The organism is Phytohabitans rumicis, assembly GCF_011764445.1.
Lineage (GTDB): Bacteria > Actinomycetota > Actinomycetes > Mycobacteriales > Micromonosporaceae > Phytohabitans > Phytohabitans rumicis.
The window spans coordinates 3,826,090-3,849,158 of the sequence record NZ_BLPG01000001.1 but is presented as its reverse complement, the minus strand read 5'-3'; the positions used below and the strand labels follow the sequence as shown (position 1 = coordinate 3,849,158).

The window sequence follows — 23,069 nt, the reverse complement described above, 5'->3', positions numbered from 1 at the left end:
ACTCGATCCTTACGATTGGCCTCCCGGAAGTTAGGAGGCGACAATGGCGACGTTGGCCCGATCGCCGGCGCAGCGCTCGGCAGGGGCGAGGCACAACATGATCCGCGCCCTAGCGGACGAGCTTCGCCTCCTCCTCGACCGCTGTGGCGCCCAGCAGGCCCACGCTCTCGTAGCTGACTTTGCCGTCCGGCACCGACTTACCCACCGCGACGTCGACGCACTGCTGGTCGCGCTGACACGGAACGATCTCGGGGACACGTCTCCATCTGTCGTAAAGGTGTCGCCCCCAGATTCGCCCTTTCTCGATGAAAACTTGGTCACCGTACCCCGCGTACTGAAGCGATTGGGACATCTGAGTCTTCCGGCCAAGCCACGGAGGACGAGACCGAGATGCCGGACGACTACCTCGGGTGGATGTTCGGGCAGGAGCCGGATTCTCCGGCAATGCGTCCCGCCGCCGACGTTGTCGGCAGGGCGCTCGACGACCTCCTCGGCGATTGGTCCCGTACGGGTGGACTGCTCACCCATGCCGAAGTGTCACTGCTGGCCACCAAACGGAAGCTCACCTCCGACCAATACCGCGAGCTGCTGAACCTTCTGGAGCAGGCGGGGGTCGACCTACCCGACCTCACGAACCCGCGAGCATTGAAAGCCACCATGAAGGGCTACGAGTTTCAAGGGGACTCCATCGGCCACTATCTACGCGAGATCAACCGGTATCCGTTGATCGATGCTGCGCGCGAGGTCGAGCTGTGGTCGTTGATCACGCGGGGTGCAGCTGCCGAGCAGGAACTCGACGCGATGGGTCTGGACGAGTCCACCGCCGGCGTCAGGCGAAGCCTGCTGACCAGCGTCGAGGCAGGGCGTAAGGCCCACGCTGAGTTGGTCTGCGCCAACCTACGACTGGTCGTCTCGATCGCAAAGGCCAGGCACTACGAGTCCAGTGGTGTGGAGTTTGCCGACAGAATCCAAGACGGCAACCTTGGCCTGATGCATGCAGCCGGCAAGTTTGACGGGTCGAAGGGCTTCAAGTTCTCCACCTACGCGACCTGGTGGGTCAAGCAGGCGATCGAGCGCGGCATCGGGAACCGAGGCAGGTTGATCCGGATTCCCGTCCACGTCCACGAGCAGGTACAAAAGGTCAGAAGGGCGATCTCGACGCTCACCGCGCGGCTCGACAGGGAGCCAACCCTGAACGAAATTTCTCAGTTGACGGACATGGATCCAGGGAAGGTGCAGTCCATGGTGGACCTGATGCAGCCGGCCCGTAGCCTCGACGCGCTTCTCGGAGACGAAGGAGACCTTCATCTGTCGGACCTCCTGGTGAGCGAGGAAGAACGTGACGGACGCACCGATCCGGCGGAGATCGTCATACACGCCACGTTCCGCAGTGATGTCGCACGCGTGCTTAGGGCACACCTGCCGGAACGGGCGGCGCGGGTTATCGAACGCAGGTTTGGCCTGGGTACAGGCGACGAAGAGACGTTGGACGACATCGGCGTCGACTACGGCATCACACGGGAGCGCATACGACAGATCCAAGGCAGCTCAATGAAGAAGCTCCAGATGAGCGATCAAGTGGCCGCGCTGCGGTCGTACCTAATGGACGATTCGAAGGCCGGCGGGTCCGGTGACTCCGTTGAGAGGAAGGCGTCATGAGCAGCGTGGCGGTCCAGTCGGAGGAGCAGGCGTGCGAGGCGTTCGTCGCTTGGTTGGACCGTCGGGTGGTGGCGGCGGGTCGGGGCGATGGGCTGGACCGGTTGGAGGTGGCGCCGTCCGGGACGTTCTGGCTGGGCCGGATCGCCTGCGAGGATGAGGTTCGCAAAGGTGCTGCTGACGAGCGCTCGGAACGCCTGGACCCATGTGCGATCGGCGTCCGGCTGCGGCCGGTCGACGCGCCGTCGTGGTCGATCACGGTGACGGTACGGGCAAGGGCCTGGGTGCAGGATCCCAAGGACGGGCCAGACCCGGAACGGCGTTGGTGGCGTAGTGGCCTCGTCGAAGAGGTCGTGTCCGTGATGACCGGCGCGGAGGGCGGGTCCTTCGGCCGCAAGCAGCTCGAAGATGCGTTCGCGGCGGTGGGCGCACCGGGTCTGTCAGCCGAAGTGCGGGTCGACGTCGAGGACTGGCACAAGGAGACCGAGCTGGTGGTGCAGTTGGTCAACACCAGTCCGGAGAAGGCACCGGGACTGACCGACTCGCATCTGTACGAGACCCAGATCCAGGTCTCGGGCCTTCCGACGAGGCCGTTCCAGTTGGAGACACTGCCGGACAGCTTCCGCTACGACCGCAACGTGCCGGCCTACGGGGTGAATGTCGGCATCGAGGCGCTGACGCCGGGGGTGTTCCGTACATCCGACACGGTGGGCGTGCAGACCTACCGCCCTACCTACTGGCACGGCACGAACGCGCCGCCAGACCTGTCGTTCGCGACACTCGCGGACGACCCGCTCCCTCAGCTCGCCGCCCTGGTGGACGCGCTCGCCGTGTACGACGACGCGCATTGGTCGCCATCGGTGCTGGGCGCACGGCAGGCGGCTGAGGGATGGACCGACAAGATGCGCGGCGAGGCGGACCGGTCGGCAGGTGAGGTGTTCGCGGAGCTGGAGCGCTTGCGCGTAGGACTCGAGCTGCTGCGGACCCGGCCGGAGATCCTTCGTGCGTTCAAGCTGATGAACAAGGCGATCGCCCGCAGCGCTGAGGGACGTGGATACACAGTCTGGCGGCCGTTCCAGGTCGGCTTTCTGTTGTCGGCTGTCCGGTTCCTCGTTGAGCCTGACGACGAGGCCCGCTACGTCGACACGGTGTGGTTCGCGACCGGTGGCGGCAAGACGGAAACCTACCTGGGGCTGCTCCTGACGGCGGCGTTCTTCGATCGGCTTACGGGCAAGACCATGGGCGTGACGGCGTGGTCGCGGTTTCCGCTACGGCTGCTGAGCCTGCAGCAGACCCAGCGGTTCGCCGACGCGCTTGCTGGCGCAGAGATGGTGCGCAAGGAAGAGGGCATCGGGGGCACCCAGTTCGGCCTCGGCTTCCTTGTTGGCCGGGCCGGCACCCCGAACCGGATCGTGCCCAAGACGGAGGGCGACGAGATCACGCCGGACAGCCCGGGGATGCCGGACAAGTACCAGGTGCTGCTGCACTGCCCCTTCTGCCGCGACGAAAACCTCCAGATGCGGTTCGACCGCCAACGGTGGAAGCTCGAGCATCGCTGCACCAGCCCGACCTGTCCCATGAAGGGGCAGGCCCTGCCGGTGTACGTCGTCGACCAGGAGGTGTTCAGGTTTCTGCCGACAGTGGTGGTCGGCACCCTGGACAAGGCGGCGTCGATCGGTCTACAGCAGGCAATGCGGGGTCTGGTCGGTCCGCCGCAGAAGGTGTGCCCGGTGCCGTGGCACGGCTTCACCTATGCCGAACGGTCGGCGACACCCAACGGATGCCTGGTGCCGAACTGCCAGGGTGGGAACCTCCTCAAACCGCTGCCGATCGATCCGAAGCGGTTCGGGCCGTCGCTGCGGTTGCAGGACGAGCTGCACCTGCTGCGCGACAGCCTAGGCGCGGTCGATTCCCACTACGAAAGCCTGCTCGACCACCTGCAGCGCGAGCTGTGCGGCACGCGGGCGAAGATCGTGGCGAGCAGCGCGACGCTGACTGGGTACGACCGGCAGGTCGATGTGCTTTACCAGCGGCAGGGGCGTGTGTTCCCGCAGCCGGGTCCGAGGGCTGGCGAGTCGTTTTGGACCGCGCCGACGACCACACCACTGCGCCGCTTCGTGGCCGTCGCCCCCGCGGCGTGACGCTGGAGCATGTCAGTGACCGCACCCTCGACACGTTGCAGCGGTGCGTGCGGGAGCTGGTGGACGACCCGGCGACGGTTTGCGCCGAGGCGGGAATCGACCAAACGCACGCGGACCTGCTGATCAGTCTCTACGGCACCGATGTCGTCTACGGCACGACGCTTTACGACGTGGAAGCTGCAGGTCGCAGCCTCGGCAGCAACAACACCGTCGCGGGAATCAACGTCGAGCAGCTCACCGGCCAGACCGACTTCGACGAGGTCCGTGCAATCCTCGAACGGCTGGAGAACCCGGAAGACGACTTCGCCGAGCGCATCCACGTCATCGCCGCCAGCTCGATGCTCTCCCACGGCGTCGACGTCGACCGGCTCAACACGATGGTGATGTTGGGCCTACCGCTGACGACGGCGGAATTCATCCAGACCACTGCCCGTGTAGGACGCAGACATCCCGGGTTGGTGTACGTGCTGCACAAGATCGGTCGGGAGCGGGACGCTCAGACGTTCCGGCACTTCGAGCAGTACGTGCGTCAGGGCGACCGGTTCGTCGACGCGATTCCCATCACGCGCCGCAGCCGCCGCGTCCTGGAGCTCACGATCGCTGGCGTGGTTGGCGCGCGCACGTTGATGATCCGTGAACCAGCAAGCCGACAGCGGTTGAGCACACCAGCAAAGCTGCGTGACTACGCCCGCAACTCTGGCATGACACCCGCGGCGGAGTCGGCGGCCGTCGCCACAGTGCTCGGCCTAGACGGGGCCGAGGACACGGTGCACCGCGAACAAATCGCCGACTGGGTCCAGGTCTGGTTCGCCGAGCTTGAGGATCCCACGAACAAAGCAAAGTACGTCAGCGAGCTCGGCCCACGTTCCCCAATGATGAGCCTCCGCGACGTCGAGGCAAGCGCTCCCATTCACGACTGACAGGCGGACGACATGACGGTTCTCGGAAGCCGTAGCGGCAGTCAGATCCTGCGTACGTTCTTGCCCGACCAGACGGTCGACCTGCGGGGCGACATCTATCGGGTCGCCGAATGGTCGGCACCGAGTCCCATCGAGGTCGACACCGACCTCGTACGCCGACACCTGCTCCGCGAGGTGGGAGCATGGATCGCCCACGGCACCGACGGCGGTATGGGCGACGACTTGCTTCGCAGCACCCCCATCGAGGTCGTCGAACTCGACGAGCGGCGCGGGGTCACGGTCGAGCGCTACCCGCAGGTGTGGCTGTGCCGGGCCTGCAAACGCATCGGTAAGTCCCTGGAACGGCCGTGCAAATGTGGACAACGCAAATGGGGTCAGCTGCACTTCGTCGGCATCCACGACTGCGGCGCGATCACTGAGCCGTGGATCCGACGCTGCGCCGAACACGACGACGTCAAGCTCGTCATCCCCAAGAGCGCCAAGGCCGCGGACATCAGTTTCGTCTGCCCCTCCTGCAACAAACAGACGATGCCGGGCCTGGGCTTCAACCGACCCTGCGCGTGTGGCAACGGCTCGGTTCGGTGGAACGTGCACAAGGCTCGAGCTGTCTACACACCGCGTGGCATGGTTCTCATCAACCCGCCGAGACCCGAGCACCGCGAAGGCCTCAAGCTCGCGGGTGGAGCCCGCAAGGCGTTGGTCTGGTTGGTCGAAGGTCTGACCGCCGGACGCCCCGCAGACGTGACGGCGAAGCAGACGAAGGAGGAGTTCCTCGCTAAGTTGATCGCCGACGGCATGGACCCGACCTTCGCCAAGTCGATGGCGGACATGGCTGAGCAGGGCGGGCAGCTCGCCGGGCCCGGCGACCACCCGGTCGACCGGCTGTCGGCGGAGCGGCGTGCGGAGGCCGAGCGGGAGGCAGTCGACATCGCGATGGCGCTCGCCGAGAGCCGGATGCCGACGACGGAGCTGCGCGGCACTACACGAGGTGACGCCCTCGACGTGCGTTACAGGCACAGCTACCCGCCGGCGCTCGCCCGGGCTGGAATCGACGGCCTGGATCTCGTCGACCGGTTCCCACTGTTGAACGCGATGTACGGCTACACCCGCGGCGATGACGACCCGAGGAAAAGCCGCCTGGTGCCGTTCCGGCGAAAGCGCGGTGGGTACCGGCTCTACGGCAACCTCGCCGAGACGGAAGCCTTCCTGATCCGCCTCGACCCGGTGCGGGTCGCGACGTGGTTGCTGGGGCGGGGTCACCAGGTGCCCGGGTGGACGTCCGGGGACAGCGATCCGGTCGCCGCACGGGTCGCGGTCCTGCAATCCGCGGTGGTGCCCTCCAAACGTGACGACCCGTCGGTGGAATCGGTGGGCACCGACGTGCTGAAGCTCGTCCACACGTACGCGCACAGGTTCATTCGGCAGGCCGCGGTGTTCTCAGGCATCGAACGGGACGCGCTGAGCGAGTACCTCGTTCCTGCCCATCTGGGTTCTTCGTGTACGCCGCCGCACGCGGCGACTTCGTCCTCGGTGGCATGCAGGCGGTGTTCGAGTCCAATCTCGACGATCTGCTGGACGCATTCGTGGACGCGGAGCACCGCTGTCCGCTCGATCCAGGATGCAGCCGCGGCAGCGGGGCGTGTAGCGCCTGCGTACACCTGGGAGAGCCGTCGTGCCGGTTCTTCAACCGCTTCCTCAACCGGGACACGCTGTTCGGCGCGGGCGGCTACCTGCGAACGCCGGTCAGCTCGTGACGGCAGGCAGCCGGCGCCGCCACTCGGCCTCGACCCGGTCGGCGGCGGCTTCGGCTGCCTCGTGCTCCCACACGTGCAGCACGGTCCAACCCAGGCTGGCGAGGGCGGCGTCCTTGGCCCGGTCGCGGGTGACGTTGCGGTCCAGCTTCGCCTGCCACCATTCGCGGTTGTTGCGGGGCAGGGTGCCGTGCTCGGGGCAGGCGTGCCAGAAACAGCCGTCGACGAAGACCGCGATCCTCGCCCGGGTGAACGCCACGTCTGGGCGACCGGGAAGCCCTGGATGGTTGACTCGGAACCGCAGGCCGCGCCGGTGCAGCTCGCGACGCAGCCACACTTCGGGCTTGGTGGCGGACCTAGGCTGCCGCCGCAGTCTGGCCGAAGTCGCGGCGTCGAGCGGCACTGCGGTGGCCGACTTTCGGGCTATCTGTCCCACCCTATCTGGTGACATAACGGATCTTGGACCCAAGCTACTCTTCGCGAGGCAAGAATCTTACCTGTAGTGACGTTCCCAGGACGGAGAATGCGCTTGTGACGGCAACACCGCCCGAGGTCAGCGGTGCCCTCGCGCCAGGATCGGTTGTCGAGGTTCGCGATGAGGAGTGGCTCGTCCGTGCGACCGAGGTGACCGCCGACGGCACCCTGATCCACGTCCAGGGTCTCGGCGAAATCGTCCGCGACACCAGCGCCTCCTTCTACACCCATCTCGACGCCGTGCGGCCGCTGGAGCCGGCGCAGGCCACCGTCGTGGCCGACCACAGCCCTCGGTACCGTACAGCGCGGCTGTGGCTGGAGTCGACGATCCGCAAGACTGCCGTGCCGCTTGGGGAGCGCGCTCTGTCGGTGGCCACACACGGGCTCGCCGACGCGTTGAGCTACCAGCAGTCGGCAGTGCGAAAGGCGCTGGATCCGGAGAACCTGCGACCGCGGATCTTGCTCGCTGACGCGGTCGGCCTCGGGAAGAGCATCGAGATCGGCATGATCCTGTCCGAGTTGGTACGCCGCGGCCGCGGCGACCGCATCCTCCTGGTGACGCCACGCCAGGTGCTGGAGCAGATGCAACACGAGCTGTGGACGAGGTTCGCGCTCCCGTTCGTCCGCCTGGACTCTGCGGGCATCCAGCGGGTACGGCAGAAGCTACCTGCGACGCGGAATCCGTTCACGTACTACAAGCGGGCGATCATCTCCATCGACACGCTCAAGTCCGATAGATATGTCGCGAGCCTGCGCAAGCAGCGCTGGGACGCCGTCGTCATCGACGAGTCGCACAACCTCTCCAACGTTACGACCCTGAACAACAGGCTGGCGCGACTGCTCGCGCGCAACACCGAGGCGTTGATCCTCGCCTCCGCCACCCCGCACAACGGCCGCAAGGAATCGTTCGCGGAGCTGGTCCGGCTGCTGGACCCGTCGGCAGTCCCAGCCGACGACACGCTTCACCCCGATGAGGTACGGCGGCTCGTCGTACGGCGGCACCGGCACAGCCCGGAGGTCGCGCGCGTCGTCGGCGCCGACTGGGCGGAGCGCCAGGAGCCCAACAACCTGCTCGTGCCCGCCACCCCGGCCGAGGACGCCGTAGCTCGCGAGTTGGAGCAGACGTGGCTGCGGCCCGGCCGGGGCGGCAGCCCGTACTCCGGGCAGAACGCGTCGCTTTTTCCCTGGACGCTGGCCAAGGCTTTTCTGTCCTCGCCCGCGGCGCTGAAGGAAACCATCGACGGACGGCTGAGCCGGCTCGGTCACGACGAACGGGCCGAAACCGAGCGGGACGCACTGCAACGCCTGGCCGCACTGAACGAGAAGACCCTGCGGCAACCTTCGGCCAAGTACACCTGCCTCGTGCAGCACCTCAAGGACCTCGGCGTGGGTAAGGGCTCGCCCACGCGGGCGGTGGTCTTCGCCGAGCGCCTAGAGACCCTGCGCTGGCTGCACCGCAGCCTGCCGAAGGATCTCGGGCTCCCCGCTGACGCGGTGGAGTTGATGCACGGTGGCCTGACCGACGACGAACGGCAACGCATCGTGGACCAGTTCAAGCAGGAACAGGCTCCGGTACGGGTCCTCGTTACCGGGGACGTCGCCTCCGAAGGCGTCAACTTCCACCCGCAGTGCCACGAGCTCATCCACTACGACATTCCGTGGAGCCTGATCCGGATCGAGCAGCGCAACGGCCGCATCGACCGGTACGGGCAGAAACGCCCGCCACGGATGACCGCTCTGCTGCTCGACCCGTCGAGTGAACGGTTCGCCGGCGACGTGCGAATCCTGGCGAAGCTCATGGAGAAGGAGGACGAGGCCCACAGCACGCTCGGGGACGTCGCCTCGCTCATGGGCCGATTCGACATCAAGGGCGAGGAAGACGAGATCCGCGCGGTCCTCGCCGGGAGCAAGCAGTTCGACGATGTCGTACGCCCGGTCGCCGAGGTGGCCGCCGGCAACGACCTCGCCGCCCTGTTCACGCAGCTCTTCGACGCACCGACCGAGCCGGCCACCGACCACCAGGCACCGGCGGCGCAGGAGTTCGCCATCGACCACGGGGCGGGCCTCTATGACGACGATGTCTCGTACCTCGAAGACGCTCTGCGGGAGGCGTTCATCGACCCGACCGCGCCGCCTGCGCGCGGCGGCGTCGGATGGCGGCGCGACCCGGCCTTCGGCACCATCGAGTTGACCCCGCCGCGTGACCTGGCGCAGCGCCTGGAAGTGCTGCCGCAGGCGTACCTCGCGCAGCGCCGTGTCACCGAACGGCTGGTGCTCGCCACGACCCAGGCACGCGGCAAGGAACGGCTCGCTGCGGCGCTGCGCGACGAGGCCAAGCTGTCCTGGCCGGACGCCCACTACCTGGCGCCGCTGCATCCGGTCCTCGACTGGGCGGCGGATCGGGCGCTGGCCGCCCTGGGCCGCAACGAGGTGTTCGCGGTCCGCGGAGTCGTCGACGCCCCGACGGTTCTGCTGCTGGGCACGCTGACCAACCGGCGCGGCCAGGTCGTGTCGGCGGCCTGGCTGACGGCGGAGTTCCCGACACCGGGCGCCCCCTCGTTCGCGCTGATAGCCCCGCACGGCTCCGCCCGGGAGGCGCTGCACGCACTGGGCTGGGACAGCGCCCGCACGAACCCAGGACCGGTCGCGGACATCGACATGCTCCAACGACTCGTGGCGCCGGCAGTGCACGAGGCCGAGAAGCACCTGATGACCGTGTTCGAGGCCGCCGGGCAGGACGTGGCGCGCCGGGTCGATGAGTGGTCCCGGCGACTCGACCACTGGGACGACGAGGCGGAGGCGCTGATCCAGCGCAGCGAGGTCAAACAACGCAGAGCAAGCGTGGAGCAGGAACGGGTGCTGGTCCAGGCGATGGCGCCCGACCGGCAGCTCGTGCGGCCGCTGCTGGTGGTCGTGCCGGACACGGAGGGAAGCAAGCGGTGAGCGGCTCGGACGCGGTCCTCGTCGGTGAGGGCTGGATCTCGGAGCACTACTTCACGACCGAGGCCAAGGGCGAATCGTTCCGTTCGGAGGTCAAGAAACGCCGGGACGCGTGGGACGCCGAGGCCAAGGAGGGCCGACCGACGCCGCGGTCCCGGTTTACCGACGCGCGGCATAGCCTCGAAACCGACCTCGCGACGCTGACCGAGCTGCTCGACCCGGCGACCGCCACCGACCTGCGCGACGCGAAGAACCCCGACGAACTCGCCACGGCGGTCCACGAGCGCCTGCTCGACGTACTCGAACTGAACCAACATGGACTGCTCCTCGACCGTCAGGGTCCGCTGCTGCGTGTGTCGGCGCCCGGCGCCACCGACCGGGCGCCGCTGGTCGTCGTGTCCGCGCGGCCGGTCGCCGCCGTCGAGGATCTACTCGCCCGCGACACGGTGTCGCTGCGCGAACCGGTGCAACTCACCGAGGACGCCGACGAGGTGAAGTCCGCCGCCCGGCTGCTGTCGGCGCTGTTCGTTGCGGACGACGCCCCGGACCTGATTCTCGTGCTCGCCGGGCGCTGGGCACTGCTCGCCGAGCGGGAACGCTGGGCCGAGGGTCGCTACCTCGCCGTCGACGTACAGCTCGTCTGCGAGCGCAACGACACCAAGAAGGGCGGTGAGATCGACCGCGCCCTGACCTGCCTGTGCGCTCAGTCGATCGGCCCCGACGCGGACGGCAAGCTGTGGTGGCACGGCATCCTCGAAGCCTCCGTCAAGCACACCGTCGGCGTCTCCAAGGACCTGCGCGACGGCGTCCGCCTGTCCATCGAAATCATCGCGAACGAGGTGGTCCGGCGCCGCCGCGACAAGGGACTCGACCCGCTGCCGGCCAGTGAGGCCCAGCCGCTGGCCAAGCAGTCGCTGCGGTTCCTCTACCGCATCCTGTTCCTGCTGTATGCCGAAGCGTCACCCGAGCTCGGCGTGCTGCCGGTCGGTGCGCAGGAGTACGACCAGGGGTACAGCCTCGACCGGCTGCGAGAGCTGGTCCAGGTAGAGCTCGCCACGCCGCACGGCCGCAACGGCACGCACCTGTACGACTCGCTGATGGTCCTTTTCCGGCTCGTGGATCGCGGCCACGCGCCCGCCACCAGCGACGACGGCGACGTGTTCGGGGAAGGGCTGACCTTCAACGCCCTGCGTGCCGACCTGTTCCGCCCGGAGGCGACCGCGCACATCGATGCGGTCGGCCTCGGCAACGCCGCCCTACAGCAGGTGCTCGCGCACCTGCTGCTCAGCAAGGAAGCACGGGGCAAGGACAGAGGCTTCATCTCGTACGCCGAATTGGGCATCAACCAGCTCGGCGCGGTCTACGAGGGCCTGATGTCGTACACGGGCTTCTTCGCCGAGACCGACCTGTACGAGGTGGCCAAGAACGGCGACGGTTCCAAGGGCTCGTGGGTCGTCCCCGTCGAACGGGCGGACGGCATCGCGGCCACCGACTTCATCAAGGCCCCCGACTCATCGACTGGTGAACTACGGCCGGTGTTGCACGAGCGGGGGTCGTTCGTGTTCCGCCTCGCCGGGCGGGAGCGCCAGCAGTCCGCGTCGTACTACACCCCCGAGGTGCTCACCCGTTTCACCGTCGGCCAGGCGCTGGAAGAGCTACTCGACCAGGACGGCCGCACCACCAAGGCCGAAGAGATCCTCGAAATGACCGTCTGCGAGCCAGCGCTCGGCTCGGGCGCGTTCGCCATCGAGGCCGTGCGGCAGCTCGCCGAGCAGTACCTCAAGCGCCGCCAGGACGAGCTCGGCGAACGGATCGACCCCGACGAGTACCCGCGCCGCCTCCAGGAGGTCAAGGCATACCTGGCGCTGCACAACGTGTACGGCGTGGACCTCAACGCCACCGCCGTCGAGCTGGCCGAGATCTCTCTGTGGCTCGACACCATGGTGGAAGGGCTGTCCGCCCCGTGGTTCGGTCTGCACCTGCGGCGCGGCAACTCCCTCGTCGGTGCCCGGCGCGCGGTCTACCGGCGTAGCCAGGTCAGCGACAAGTCCTGGCTCGGCGCGGTGCCGACCGACGTACCGCTGACGTCGCTGGTGGAGGACATCGACGCCGGACGTGTCGCCAGCGACGGCGTCCACCACTTCCTGCTGCCCGCCAACGGCTGGGGTGCAGCCGCCGACGCCAAGGAGGCCGCTGCACTCGTGCCCGACGCGGCCAAACGCCTCAAGGCATGGCGCAGCAGCGTCAAGTCGAAGCCGAACCAGCAGCAGGTCAACGCGCTCGCCGAGCTGGCACACCGGGTCGAGGTGCTGTGGCAGATCGCGTACCGGCGGCTGCGCATCGCCGAGCAGGAGATCCGCCGCGCAATCCCGCTGTGGGGTGCTGGAGACCTACCCATCGGCGGTGCCGTGCAGCGCGAGCAGATCGAGGCGGCGCTCGCCGACGAGAACGGTGCCTACCGGCGCCTGCGCCGCGTGATGGACGCCTGGACCGCGCTGTGGTTCTGGCCGCTCACCGAAGAACTCACCACTGTAGACGGTGTACGAGTGGAGCCGCCCACGATGGCGCAGTGGATCGCAGGGCTGCAGACGCTGCTCGGCCGCAGTCCCGAGCTGCGCAGGAAGACCCTACCCCGCGACACGCTCGCCGCAGGGGCGAGATGGGACGAGTTGAACGAAGCCGAGCAACTCGAACTCACCTTCGCCCACGCGTTGCCGCTGGTTGACGTGCTGCGGGACCACCGGTGGCTCGTCGTGTGTGAGCGAGTGGCCGGCCAGCAGGGCTTCTTTCATTGGAATTTAGACTTGGCCACGGTGTTCGCCCGCGGTGGCTTCGACCTCCAGGTTGGTAATCCGCCCTGGGTCCGACCGATCACCGACATGGACGCGCTGCTGGCGGAGGGCGACCCGTCGTGGCAACTCGGGCTAAAGCAGGCGCAGACGGAGGCGCAGGCTCATCGGGAGGCGACGCTGGAACTGCCCGGCATCCGGAACCTTGTCATCGATGGCGCGACAGACGTTGCCTGTCTCGCCGAGTTCGTCGGCTCGAGGGCCCAGTACCCGCATCTGCAAGGGCTGCAGCCGGACTTATACCGTTGCTTCATGCAGCAGATGTGGCGGCATCTGTCATCGTCCGGGATTGTTGGAATGATTCATTATGACACGCACTTCACCGACGAGCGCGCTGGTGCTCTCCGTTCGGAGCTGTACCTAAGGCTACGCCGGCATTGGCATTTCCAAAATAAGCTTAGACTCTTCGAGATCAAGGACGAAAAGCAGTTCGGGGTTACAGTCCACGGGGCACGCACGAGTAACGCTGACTTCGTACAAGCATGCTGGCTCTACCATCCGGACACTGCCCAGAGGTCACTAACTCACGACGGCAGCGGTCCCGAGCCCGGGATGAAAGATGACTCGGCGGCGTGGGATCTTAGCCCGCACAAGGGACGCTTGACCAAGGTGACGAATGAGACCATCGAAACGTGGCGTACTCTTCTGGAGTCATCAGATGACCTCTTGCATACAAAAGCAGTCTTTGTCATCAATCATTCAACTGCATCGGTCCTCGACAAATTGTCGAGATCGCGTCGTATCGGAGAGCTAGACTTGCGCTCATCCGATGGATGGCACGAAACCGGCGATTGGAGAAAGGGCTACTTCGAAACGCGATGGGGTGCGCCAGAGGCGTGGGAGGATGTCATCATCCACGGCTCCCACATTTCTATTGCGAGGCCCTTCTTTAAAACCCCAAACCCGACGATGAAAAACAAGGATGATTGGTCCGTAGTGGATCTTGAGGATCTACATCCAGACTCGATGCCTGTCACCATTTACAAGCCGTGTGATGACCGACACCGTTACGATCGCGACTACACCCACTGGGGTGACAGAGACACTCGCCGCGCCGCTCGGGCGTCGTACCGTATTGCGTGGCGTCGCAGAGCAGCGAATACCGGCGAGCGGACGCTCATGTCCGCGGTGTTGCCTCCCGGAGCAGCACATGTGCACAACGTCTACTCGCTGGGTCGGCTGGATGGAGAACACGATCTCCTTCCAGCCATACAGGCAATTATGGGCTCGCTTGTTGCGGACTTCGTGATCCGTTGTGTTCCTAAGGACGACATACTTCTAAAGACGGTCAATAGGTTACCCTGGGCTCCTCCGCCGCTCGCACTAAAGGATGTCATTGCGTTGCGCGTACTGAGGCTGAATTGTGTCACAGGTGCGTACGCAGAACTCTGGCAAGACTGTTATGTATCGTCCTTTCGAGATGATACTTGGGTCGGTGGTTTAGAGCATCTGCGTCGCAGGCCGCTCGGTGAGGTCGAGCCGGGATGGAACGCAGATACGCCATTGCGGATCGCTGCGGATCGGCGACAAGCCCTTGTGGAAATCGATGCGCTCGTGGCGCTCATGCTTGGGCTGACCGCCGATGAGCTGTGCACGATTTATCGCACGCAGTTCGCTGTCCTCTACGGGTACGACCGGAATGTGTACTACTACGACGCGAACGGGCGGCTCGTACCTAATTCGGTGTTGAGCGTGTGGCGGAAGAAGGGGGAGCGGATCACGGCGGAGGAGCGGACCGCGAGCAACCAGGCGGGCAACACGTACACCTACGAGATGCCGTTCGTGACACTGGATCGGGAGGCGGACATGCGGCATGCGTACGCCCACTTCGAGCGGCTCCTTCAGGAGCGTTCGTGAGCGAACTGCTCCCCACCCTTCAGGCCAGCAACGTCCGGCACAGTCTCGTCGACTACCTGACGACGACGTTCGGGCTGACCGACGGGGACGCCCGCGACGGGCTGGATCGGTTCCTGTCCGATCCCGACTCCGGCATGTTCAAAGGCCCGTATGTGCGGCTGCGCCTGCCGTATCGCCCAGCCGACGAGGGTTGGCGGGACACGCTGGAGTGGTACGAGGGTTTCCCGCCCTATGGTCATCAGGCGGCGGCGTTCGCACGCCTTGCCTCGGCGGTGAACGGCCAGTCACGCCGGCCACTCCCGACTCTGGTCACGACCGGTACCGGCTCGGGTAAGACCGAGGCGTTCCTGTACCCGATCCTCGACCACGTGCTGCGCGCTCGCCGCGACGGCGAGGCGGGTATGAAGGCGCTCATCCTGTACCCGATGAACGCGCTCGCCAACGACCAGGCCGCGCGTCTGACGAAGCTGCTCACCACGCACGCCGCTTTGGCCGGCGTGACTGCCGCTCTCTACACCGGACAGTCAGGGCCAACCCGCACCGCAGTGACCGCCGACGGACTGATCACCGATCGGGGGATCATCCGGGACACCGCGCCGGACATCCTGCTCACCAACTACAAGATGCTCGACCAGTTACTGCTCCGCGACGACGACCAGGCGTTGTGGCAGCAGTCCGCGACCAGCCTGCGCTACCTCGTACTCGATGAGTTCCACACCTACGACGGCGCGCAAGGCACCGACGTCGCGATGCTGTTGCGCCGCCTCGGGCTGGCGCTCAAGAGCCACTGGCCGGGCGACGACCCGCGGATCGACGACGCCGCCCGCGCCCGGCCGCTCGGGCTCGTCACACCGGTGGCGACATCCGCGACGCTCGGCGACAAGGGCGACCCGACGGTGATGCTCGACTTCGCCCGTGTCGTCTTCGGAGAGGCCTTCGACGCCGACGCGGTGATCACCGAGACGCGGCTCGGGCTGGACGAGTGGAATGCAGGAGCGGCCGAGGCTGTCGCGGCAGCGGGCTTCGCGCCGGTCGAGGTCGAGTCGCTGGACGTGGCGGCTGCCGTCGAGGCGGTCACCGGGCTCAGCCACAACCCGACGGGCAAGCAGGTCGCCCACACCGTCCTCGCCGCGCTATACGGGACCGAGGAAGACCGGATCGCCAGCGCGGACCCGGAGTTGCTGTCGGCGCTGTGCCGGGCGCACCCGCTCGTCCACGACCTTGCCAAGGAGGCCGAGCACGCCGTTGCGCTCGACTCACTTGCCGCGCGGGTCCTCGGGCCTGGTAGCGGCGCGGTCCGGGCGGAGACTTTGTTGTCGCACGTACTCGGGATGCTCGGCCACGTTCGCGCGGTCGTGGGGCGCGGCGCGCTGTCCGTGGATGCCCACCTGTGGGTCCGCGAGCTGACCCGGATCGACCGCGCCGCCGCGGCGACCGCGCAGTTTCGGTGGGGCGACGACGGGCCGCCGGTCGCCGGCGGCGACGCCGAGGAGGTACGCCCGTCGTTCCCGGCCATCTTCTGCCGGCACTGTGGCCGCTCCGGTTGGGGGGTCGGGCTGGCACCGGTCGGCGACAGCCTCGCCGTCAACGACGACGACATTCGCCGTAACCACGCGGTCAAGGAGGGCCGGTTCCGGCCACTGTTGTACGCGCCGGCCGAGGCCGCGACGCGTCTGGAGGACGGTGAGCGGATCGACGGGTTGGTGTGGTTCTCCGTCCGCAACCGCGAGCTGACGTCCACTGTCGCCGAGGACGACGCGGACCTGCGCGACGGCTGGGTGCTGCCGGTGCTCACCCTCGTGGGCCTGGACGCCGACGAGCAGAGCCGCAAGGACACCTGCCCGTCGTGCGGGCAGCAGGACGGGATCCGGTTCCTCGGTAGCGCGGTCGCCACGCTGCTGTCGGTGTCGCTGTCGACGCTGTTCGGCTCGCCGACACTCGACTCCCGCGAGAAGAAGGCTCTGGTCTTCACCGACTCCGTCCAGGACGCGGCGCACCGGGCCGGGTTCGTGCAGGCGCGGTCGCACACGCTCACCCTGCGGTCGGTGTTACGCGAGGCGGTGGCGGAGGGCGCGTTGACGCTCGACGCACTCGTCGACGAGGTGATCCGGCAGGCGGGCGACGACCCGTTCGCCCGATACCGCATCCTCGCACCCGACTGCGCGGACCGAGAGTCCTTCGTGGAGTTCTGGCGGGCCAAGACGCGGCGGTCGGTGCGGGCCCCGGTGCGGGCGCGAGTCCGCAACCGGCTGGCGCTCGACGCGGCGCTGGAGTTCGGGCTCAACTCACGCACGGGCCGCACCCTGGAACTCACCGGCTCAGTCGCCGTGGAGGTCGAGGCGGGCCAACCGACGCGGATGGCATATATCGCGCGGGCGGCACTTCAAAACACCTCGTGGCAGGCCACCCTCGGCTCGACCGGCCCAGACGACGCGACGCTGGTGCAGTGGGTCCGTGGGGTGCTGGACCGAATGCGCGCCAAGGGCGCCATCGACCACCCGTGGTTTAGCCAGTATCGCGCCGATGACGGCCGTGACTGGTCCATCTGGGGTGGCCGGCCCCGCGGCCAGGGCATGCCCGCGTTTCCGAGGGACCGGCCCCGGCCCGGGTACCCGAAGGTCGGCGGCTCCGCCCAGCCGACCAGCTACGACAGCCTCGACGCCGTCACCTCCGCCCAGTCCTGGTACGCCCGCTGGACCTCCCGCGTACTCGATGTGTCGCCGCCCGACGGCGGGCGCCTTGCCCGCCTGCTGTTCGACCGTCTGGCCCGTGACGGCGTGCTGACCACGACGACCAGCGAGTCCGGCGGCACCGTTTACGCCATTCCCGCGTCGGGGATCGTCGTCGCCCCCACCGATGAGGCGGATCTCCTCGCGGGCCATCACCTGCTGATCTGTGACACGTGCAGGGCCGCGACACCGGGCTCAGCGGCGGCCATCAGGCAGCTCACTGGCGCACCATGCCTGCACGTACGCTGCCGCGGCCGCCTCGGGCCCGAGGCGCTACCGGACAACTTCTACCGTCGCCTGTACGCCTCGCCGGACATGCGCCGCGTCGTGGCCCGGGAACACACGAGCCTGCTCGACGACGAGACCCGCCTGGCGTACGAGGATGGATTCCGGGACGCTGCCACCAGCCCGCAGGCGCCCAATGTCCTGGTGGCCACGCCCACCCTGGAGATGGGTATCGACATCGGCGACTTGTCGGCGGTGTTCCTCGCGTCGCTGCCCCGTACCGTCGCCTCCTACCTGCAGCGCGTCGGGCGTGCCGGGCGGCTCACCGGCAACGCGCTCAACCTTGCCTTCGTCACCGGGCGCGGCGAGCACCTGCCCAAGCTCGGCGACCCGCTGTCGGTCATCGACGGCGAGGTGCGGCCGCCGGCGACATATCTGGCGGCGGAGGAGATCCTGCGCCGGCAGTACACCGCGTACCTGATGGACGGCTTCGCGCGTGCTCCTGGCCGCCGCCACCCGCGGACGGCGGGCGGAGCCATCCGGTCCGTGTTGCCGGGCACCTTCCTCGGCGACCTGGTCCTGCACGCCGAGCAGGGCGCCGACGAGCACCTGCCCCGATTCCTGGACACCTTCGAAGACCTGCCCGCCGAGGTGACAGGCGGCCTAGGCGACTGGTTGCGCCCCACCGGCGGGCCACGCACCAGCGGGTTCGCCGTCCATGTGCAGGCGGCCAGCCGTCGCTGGCAGGACACGGTCACGACACTGGAGCAACGGCAAAAGAAGATCAGCGAGCTGTTGCCCGACCTGGAGGCGCGCGTCGCCTCGCCGGCGGCGACCGACGACGACAAACAGGCGCTGCGGTCAGCGGAGGCCACCCGCAAGCTCACGGCCGGCCAGCTCGCCCACCTGCGCAGCACCTACTGGATCAGCGTCCTGGAGGAGTACGGGCTGCTGCCCAACTACACCCTCCTGGACGACACGGTCACTCTCGACGTCGGGCTGTCCTGGACCGACCCCGACAGCGGGGTGCACGAGTACGGCAGCGCCCAGTTCCGGCGCGGCTCCGCGCACGCATTGCGCGAATTCGCCCCCGGCGCGACCTTCTACGCCCACGGGTGGGAGATCGAGGTCGACGCGATCGACCTCGGCCTGGACGGCGCCTCCGTCCGGACGTGGACCTTGTGTCCCGCCTGCGGGTATGCAGCCGATGTCATGGAGTCCGGGCAGGAGCTCCCAGTACCGTCATGTCCTCGCTGCGGCAGCAGCGGCATCCACGACACCGGGCAGCGCATCGACCTGGTCGAGCTGACCCGCGTCTCCGCGGAGGTACGCCGCGACGAGGTGGCGATCTCCGATCGTAAGGACGATCGCGGTAGCGCGAGTTTCCAGATCGCCGCAGTCGCCGACGTAGACCCCGCCCATGTCGTCCGCCGCTGGTTCGTCGAAGACACCGGCCTCGGGTGCACGTACTTGCGGGTGGTGGACCTGCGGTGGATCAACCTGGGGCAGCCCGGGCACGGCGCGACACGCACCATCGCGGGCAGCGAACGCCAGGGCACGCTGTTTCGGGTCTGCTCCGGCTGCGGCAAGAAGGACACCGACACAGGACGGAACCGTCCACACGAGCACCGCCCGTGGTGTCCACACCGGACCTCCGCCACCGAGACGACCAGCACGGTCGCCCTGTCCCGGACGCTACGCACCCAGGGGTTGCTCATCCGTCTGCCGCGCGCGGTGAGCCTGGGGGACGACTTCGCCTTACCCAGCCTCGCGGCGGCGCTGCTGCTTGGCCTGCGTGAGCAGATGGGTGGACATCCGGACCACATCCTCGTCGAGCACGTCGTGGACCCTACGCTGTCCGACGGCACCGACAACCACGACGCGATCTTGCTGCACGACGCGGTGCCTGGCGGCACCGGGTATCTGGCCGAGACCGCGACGCCCGAACGCCTACGAGAGCTGCTCGTCCTCGCATGGAATCGGGTCCGCGGCTGCGAGTGCCGGCACGAGGATCGCCTCGCCTGCCATCGCTGCCTGCTTCCGTTCGTCAGCCCCAAGGCCGTCCGGCGAGTGTCGCGGGCATCCGCCGACCGCCACCTGCGTACGCTGCTCGGATTGACCCCCGAAGCCGAGGCCGCCGAAGGGACGACATGGGCCGTGACCGAGGTGCCGCCGCACGAGGAGCCAGAGTCGCACCTAGAGCGTGCCTTCCACCGGTTGTTCGTCGGCCGCCTGCGCAGGACCGGCGCAGCCGTCACTGAGGTACCCGGTCCGACCGGCAACGTCGTTCGTTTCACCCTGCCGGGCGCACACCGGCAGTGGACCCTCACGCCGCAGCCCAACATCGGGGACTCGCGGCCCGACTTCCTCCTTGAAACCAACGATATGAACGTCCCGGACGTCGCGATCTTCACGGACGGGCGGGCCTACCACGCCACGGCCGCCGTCAACCGGCTGGCGGACGACGCCGCCAAGCGCGCAAACCTCCGTGACGCCGGCCTGGTCGTGCTCGCCGTCACGATCCGCGACCTCGCTGCCGAGGACGGCACCGGCACCGTGCCGCAGTGGTACAACCCAGACATGGCGGGCAACCTCATGAACGTCCCGCCGTTCCAGGCACCGCCGGAGGCGTACCGGAGCCTGGGCCGGACACCCGTCGACTGGCTGGCGGAGTGGGTGTCCAACCCCAGCCCCGATGCCGTACGCAATGTCGCGCGGGCCGTCCCGATGTTCCTGTCGATGGGGGCGCAGCCCATCCTGGCTTCCGATACGGCGAGCCTCGAGGAGGTTGCCCGCGCGGTCCTGCTCGATGAGCATCTGCCCACCGGTACGCGCCGGGTGCACCTGTACCGCGCGGGTGCCTTCGCCGCCGTCGTGGAGATGACCGGTGCCAACGTCGTACGGGTGGCCGCCGTACTCGACGACCGCGACGCCATGCTCGCAGAGGCCCACGCCGAGGCGTGGCGGGCATGGCTGCGGCTGTCCAACGCCCTCGCCCTGCGCGACTGGCCGACCACGGTGACGACGACCAGCCTCGTCGCACCGTCGGGGCCCGCCCCAGTCGACGAGACACCCGGGCCGGGCCGCCCCGTCGGTGCCTGGGCCGACGTCTACGACATCGCCGCTCCCGGTGAGGAGCGCAAGCTCGTCGCGGCGCTCGCCGGTTACGACGGGCTAACGCCTCCGGCCGTCGGAGTCGAAGGCCCGGACGGCATCCCGCTCGACCTGTCCTGGCCCGACCTGCGGGTCGTCGTCGCGTTCGAACACATGCCGCCGCAGGACAGGGCGGACCTGTCCGCCGCGGGCTGGCGGATCGTCGAGCCGTCGCCCGACCTCGTCGTCGCCGCGCTGGCCGAGGCCAGCACCTACACGCACCGGGAGCGATGATGCCAACGATCATCATGGGCAAGCTTGCCAGCAAGATCGACGGCTCCATCCGCGGAAAGGCGATGACGTTCCTGCAGCGACTCGGTGCGGACGACACCACCTCCGGCCTGCACATCGAGCCGATCCAGCACTGCGCCGACCCGCGGGTACGCACCGGCCGGGTCGACGAGTTCTGGCGAGCCGTCATGTTCCGCCTCGACGGCGACGGCGAGACCCACTACGTCATCCACGGCATCTGGCCCCACGACGACGCGATCTCCGTCGCCAAGCGGGTACGGCTGAAGGTCAATCCCATCAACGGGCTTCCGCAGATCGAAGAGATTCATCCGACGCCCGTCGTCCCACCCGAACCCACGCCGCCATCCGTCGTACCGCTGTTCGTCCGCCTCGGGCACGACGAAACGGCTATAGCCAATACCCTCGGCCTACCTGACGACGTCGTCGAGCAGGCCCTGACCGCCGCCGACGAGGACGCCGTACTCGATCTCGCTCAGCGTCACGAGGGCTGGATCGGCACCATCCTGGTCGACCTGGCCGCCGGCGATACCGTCGAGGCGATCGCCGCCCGCATGCAGCTCCAGAAGACGGAGCCGTCCGGCGACGCCGACGCCGACGTCCTGCATTCCCTCAAGCGGCCCGCCGCCGCGCTCCAATACGCCTTCATCGACGACCAGGACGAACTGCGCCGGGTCATCGAGCAGGGCGACTTCGGCGCCTGGCGAGTCTTCCTGCATCCCGAGCAGCGCCGCTATGTCGACCGCAGCTACAACGGTCCGTTCCGCCTCTCCGGCGGTGCCGGCACCGGCAAGACCGTCGTGCTCGTCCACCGCGCACGTGCGCTTGCTCGCCGCAAGCCCGCGGCGCGGATCGTGCTGACCACGTTCACCACCAACCTCGCCGACGCCCTCGGCGAGAGTCTGGCCCAACTCGACCCGCGCGCGCCGCAGGCCAAGGCACTCGGCGAACCCGGCGTCTACGTGACCGGCGTCGACGCCCTCGCCAGCGCGGTGCTGCGTGGCGCGGGCAACGGCCTCACCGCTGCGATACGCGACGTCCTCGGTGAAGTCCGCTCCGCGCCCCTCGCCCGCACACCCAGCACGCGTTGGCGCGAGACCATCGAGTCCACCAGTACGACCCTGCCGCACGAACTGGCCAACGAGACCTTCCTCGGCACCGAGTACACCCACGTCGTCCTGCCCAACAAGATCCAAGACGAGGCCGGCTATTTACGGGTACGCCGTCCCGGCCGCGGCGTCGCCCTGGACCGCGCGAAGCGCTCCGCTGTGTGGGCGTTGGTCGCCGCGTACCGGGCGCAGGGCCGCATCGACGGGAGTCTCGACTTCACCGAGGCCGCCGCCGTCGCCGCGGAACACCTCACGAAGCAGACCGATCGGCCCGCCGATCACGTGCTGGTCGACGAGGGCCAGGACCTGTCGCCCGCCCATTGGCAGCTGCTCCGCGCTCTCGTCGCCGAAGGGCCGGACGACCTGTTCATCGCCGACGACGCCCACCAGCGGATCTACGGCAGCCGCGTCGTCCTGGGCCGCCACGGCATCGCTATCGTGGGTCGCTCCCAGCGCCTCACCCTCAACTACCGGACCACTGCCCAGAACCTCCAGTACGCCATGACCATGCTGGAGGGCGCCCAGTACGTCGACCTCGAGGAGCAACCCGAGGCCACTGGCTACCGATCCGCCAGGTCCGGCCCCGCCCCGACGGTCTTGGTCGTCGACTCCCTCGCCGGGGAGCTACAAGCCATCGCCCGCCACGTCCGCGCTTGGCTCGACGCCGGAGACGCCCCCGACACCGTCGCCGTCCTCGTCCAGGACCGGTTCCACCGCGACCGCGTCGTCACCGCGCTCACCGAACAAAGCGTCGACGCCCGCGCGGTCGACCGTGAACGGCCCCCCGCAGGTCGGGTACCCGTGCTGACCATGCACCGCGCCAAGGGCACAGAGTTCTCCAAGGTCGTGCTCGCGGCCGGCCGCCCATCGCCCGCGGAGATGGCACGCCTGGAGACGCTGGACCCCTCGGAGCGGGCCGACGCCGAGTTGCGGGCTCGGTCGCTGCGGTACGTGGCCGCGACGCGCGCCAGGGACGAGCTGGTAGTCGTCGATCGACGGTGATGTAACTGCCGGCG

The 23,069-nt window shown here is 68.0% G+C and carries 6 protein-coding genes and 2 pseudogenes; 7 read left to right on the top strand and 1 reads right to left on the bottom strand.

The window, feature by feature from the left end:
* Nucleotides 1-390: 390 nt before the first annotated feature.
* The 3 genes and pseudogenes from Prum_RS16970 to Prum_RS54495 all read left to right on the top strand — a co-directional run bounded on the left by Prum_RS16970 (nucleotide 391) and on the right by Prum_RS54495 (nucleotide 6,471).
* Nucleotides 391-1,659, top strand: coding sequence for a sigma-70 family RNA polymerase sigma factor (locus Prum_RS16970; protein WP_308785357.1), 1,269 nt, complete (start codon nucleotides 391-393; stop codon nucleotides 1,657-1,659).
* Nucleotides 1,656-4,717 (top strand): annotated as a pseudogene (locus Prum_RS16965) (helicase-related protein). Before Prum_RS16970 ends, Prum_RS16965 begins: the two are co-directional and overlap by 4 nt.
* Nucleotides 4,718-4,729: 12 nt before the next feature.
* Nucleotides 4,730-6,471: pseudogene (locus Prum_RS54495) on the top strand (DUF8724 domain-containing protein).
* On the opposite strand, the gene Prum_RS16955 reads toward Prum_RS54495, so the two are convergent.
* On the bottom strand, nucleotides 6,461-6,919 hold the full coding sequence (locus Prum_RS16955; protein WP_173077437.1) for a very short patch repair endonuclease: 459 nt from the start codon (nucleotides 6,917-6,919) through the stop codon (nucleotides 6,461-6,463). The pseudogene Prum_RS54495 and the gene Prum_RS16955 sit on opposite strands and share 11 nt — an antisense overlap.
* 80 nt (nucleotides 6,920-6,999) lie before the next feature.
* Here Prum_RS16955 and Prum_RS16950 point away from each other — a divergent pair, with 80 nt between their 5' ends.
* From Prum_RS16950 to Prum_RS16935, 4 genes are read left to right on the top strand one after another with little or no spacing between them, the layout of a single operon-like run.
* Nucleotides 7,000-9,885, top strand: coding sequence for a helicase-related protein (locus tag Prum_RS16950; protein ID WP_173077436.1), 2,886 nt, complete (start codon nucleotides 7,000-7,002; stop codon nucleotides 9,883-9,885).
* Nucleotides 9,882-14,588, top strand: a complete 4,707-nt coding sequence (locus tag Prum_RS16945; RefSeq protein ID WP_173077435.1) for a class I SAM-dependent DNA methyltransferase — start codon at nucleotides 9,882-9,884, stop codon at nucleotides 14,586-14,588. Before Prum_RS16950 ends, Prum_RS16945 begins: the two co-directional genes overlap by 4 nt.
* Entirely contained in the window at nucleotides 14,585-20,929 is a 6,345-nt protein-coding gene (locus tag Prum_RS16940; protein WP_173077434.1) for a DEAD/DEAH box helicase, read from the top strand. Before Prum_RS16945 ends, Prum_RS16940 begins: the two co-directional genes overlap by 4 nt.
* Nucleotides 20,929-23,055, top strand: coding sequence for a UvrD-helicase domain-containing protein (locus Prum_RS16935; protein ID WP_173077433.1), 2,127 nt, complete (start codon nucleotides 20,929-20,931; stop codon nucleotides 23,053-23,055). The genes Prum_RS16940 and Prum_RS16935 overlap by 1 nt, the downstream gene beginning before the upstream one ends.
* Nucleotides 23,056-23,069 lie beyond the last annotated feature (14 nt).

Coding starts and splice junctions, on each gene's coding strand:
- Prum_RS16970 (WP_308785357.1), top strand. CDS start 391: ATGCCGGACGACTACCTCGGGTGGATGTTCGGGCAGGAGCCGGATTCT.
- Prum_RS16955 (WP_173077437.1), bottom strand. CDS start 6,919: ATGTCACCAGATAGGGTGGGACAGATAGCCCGAAAGTCGGCCACCGCA.
- Prum_RS16935 (WP_173077433.1), top strand. CDS start 20,929: ATGCCAACGATCATCATGGGCAAGCTTGCCAGCAAGATCGACGGCTCC.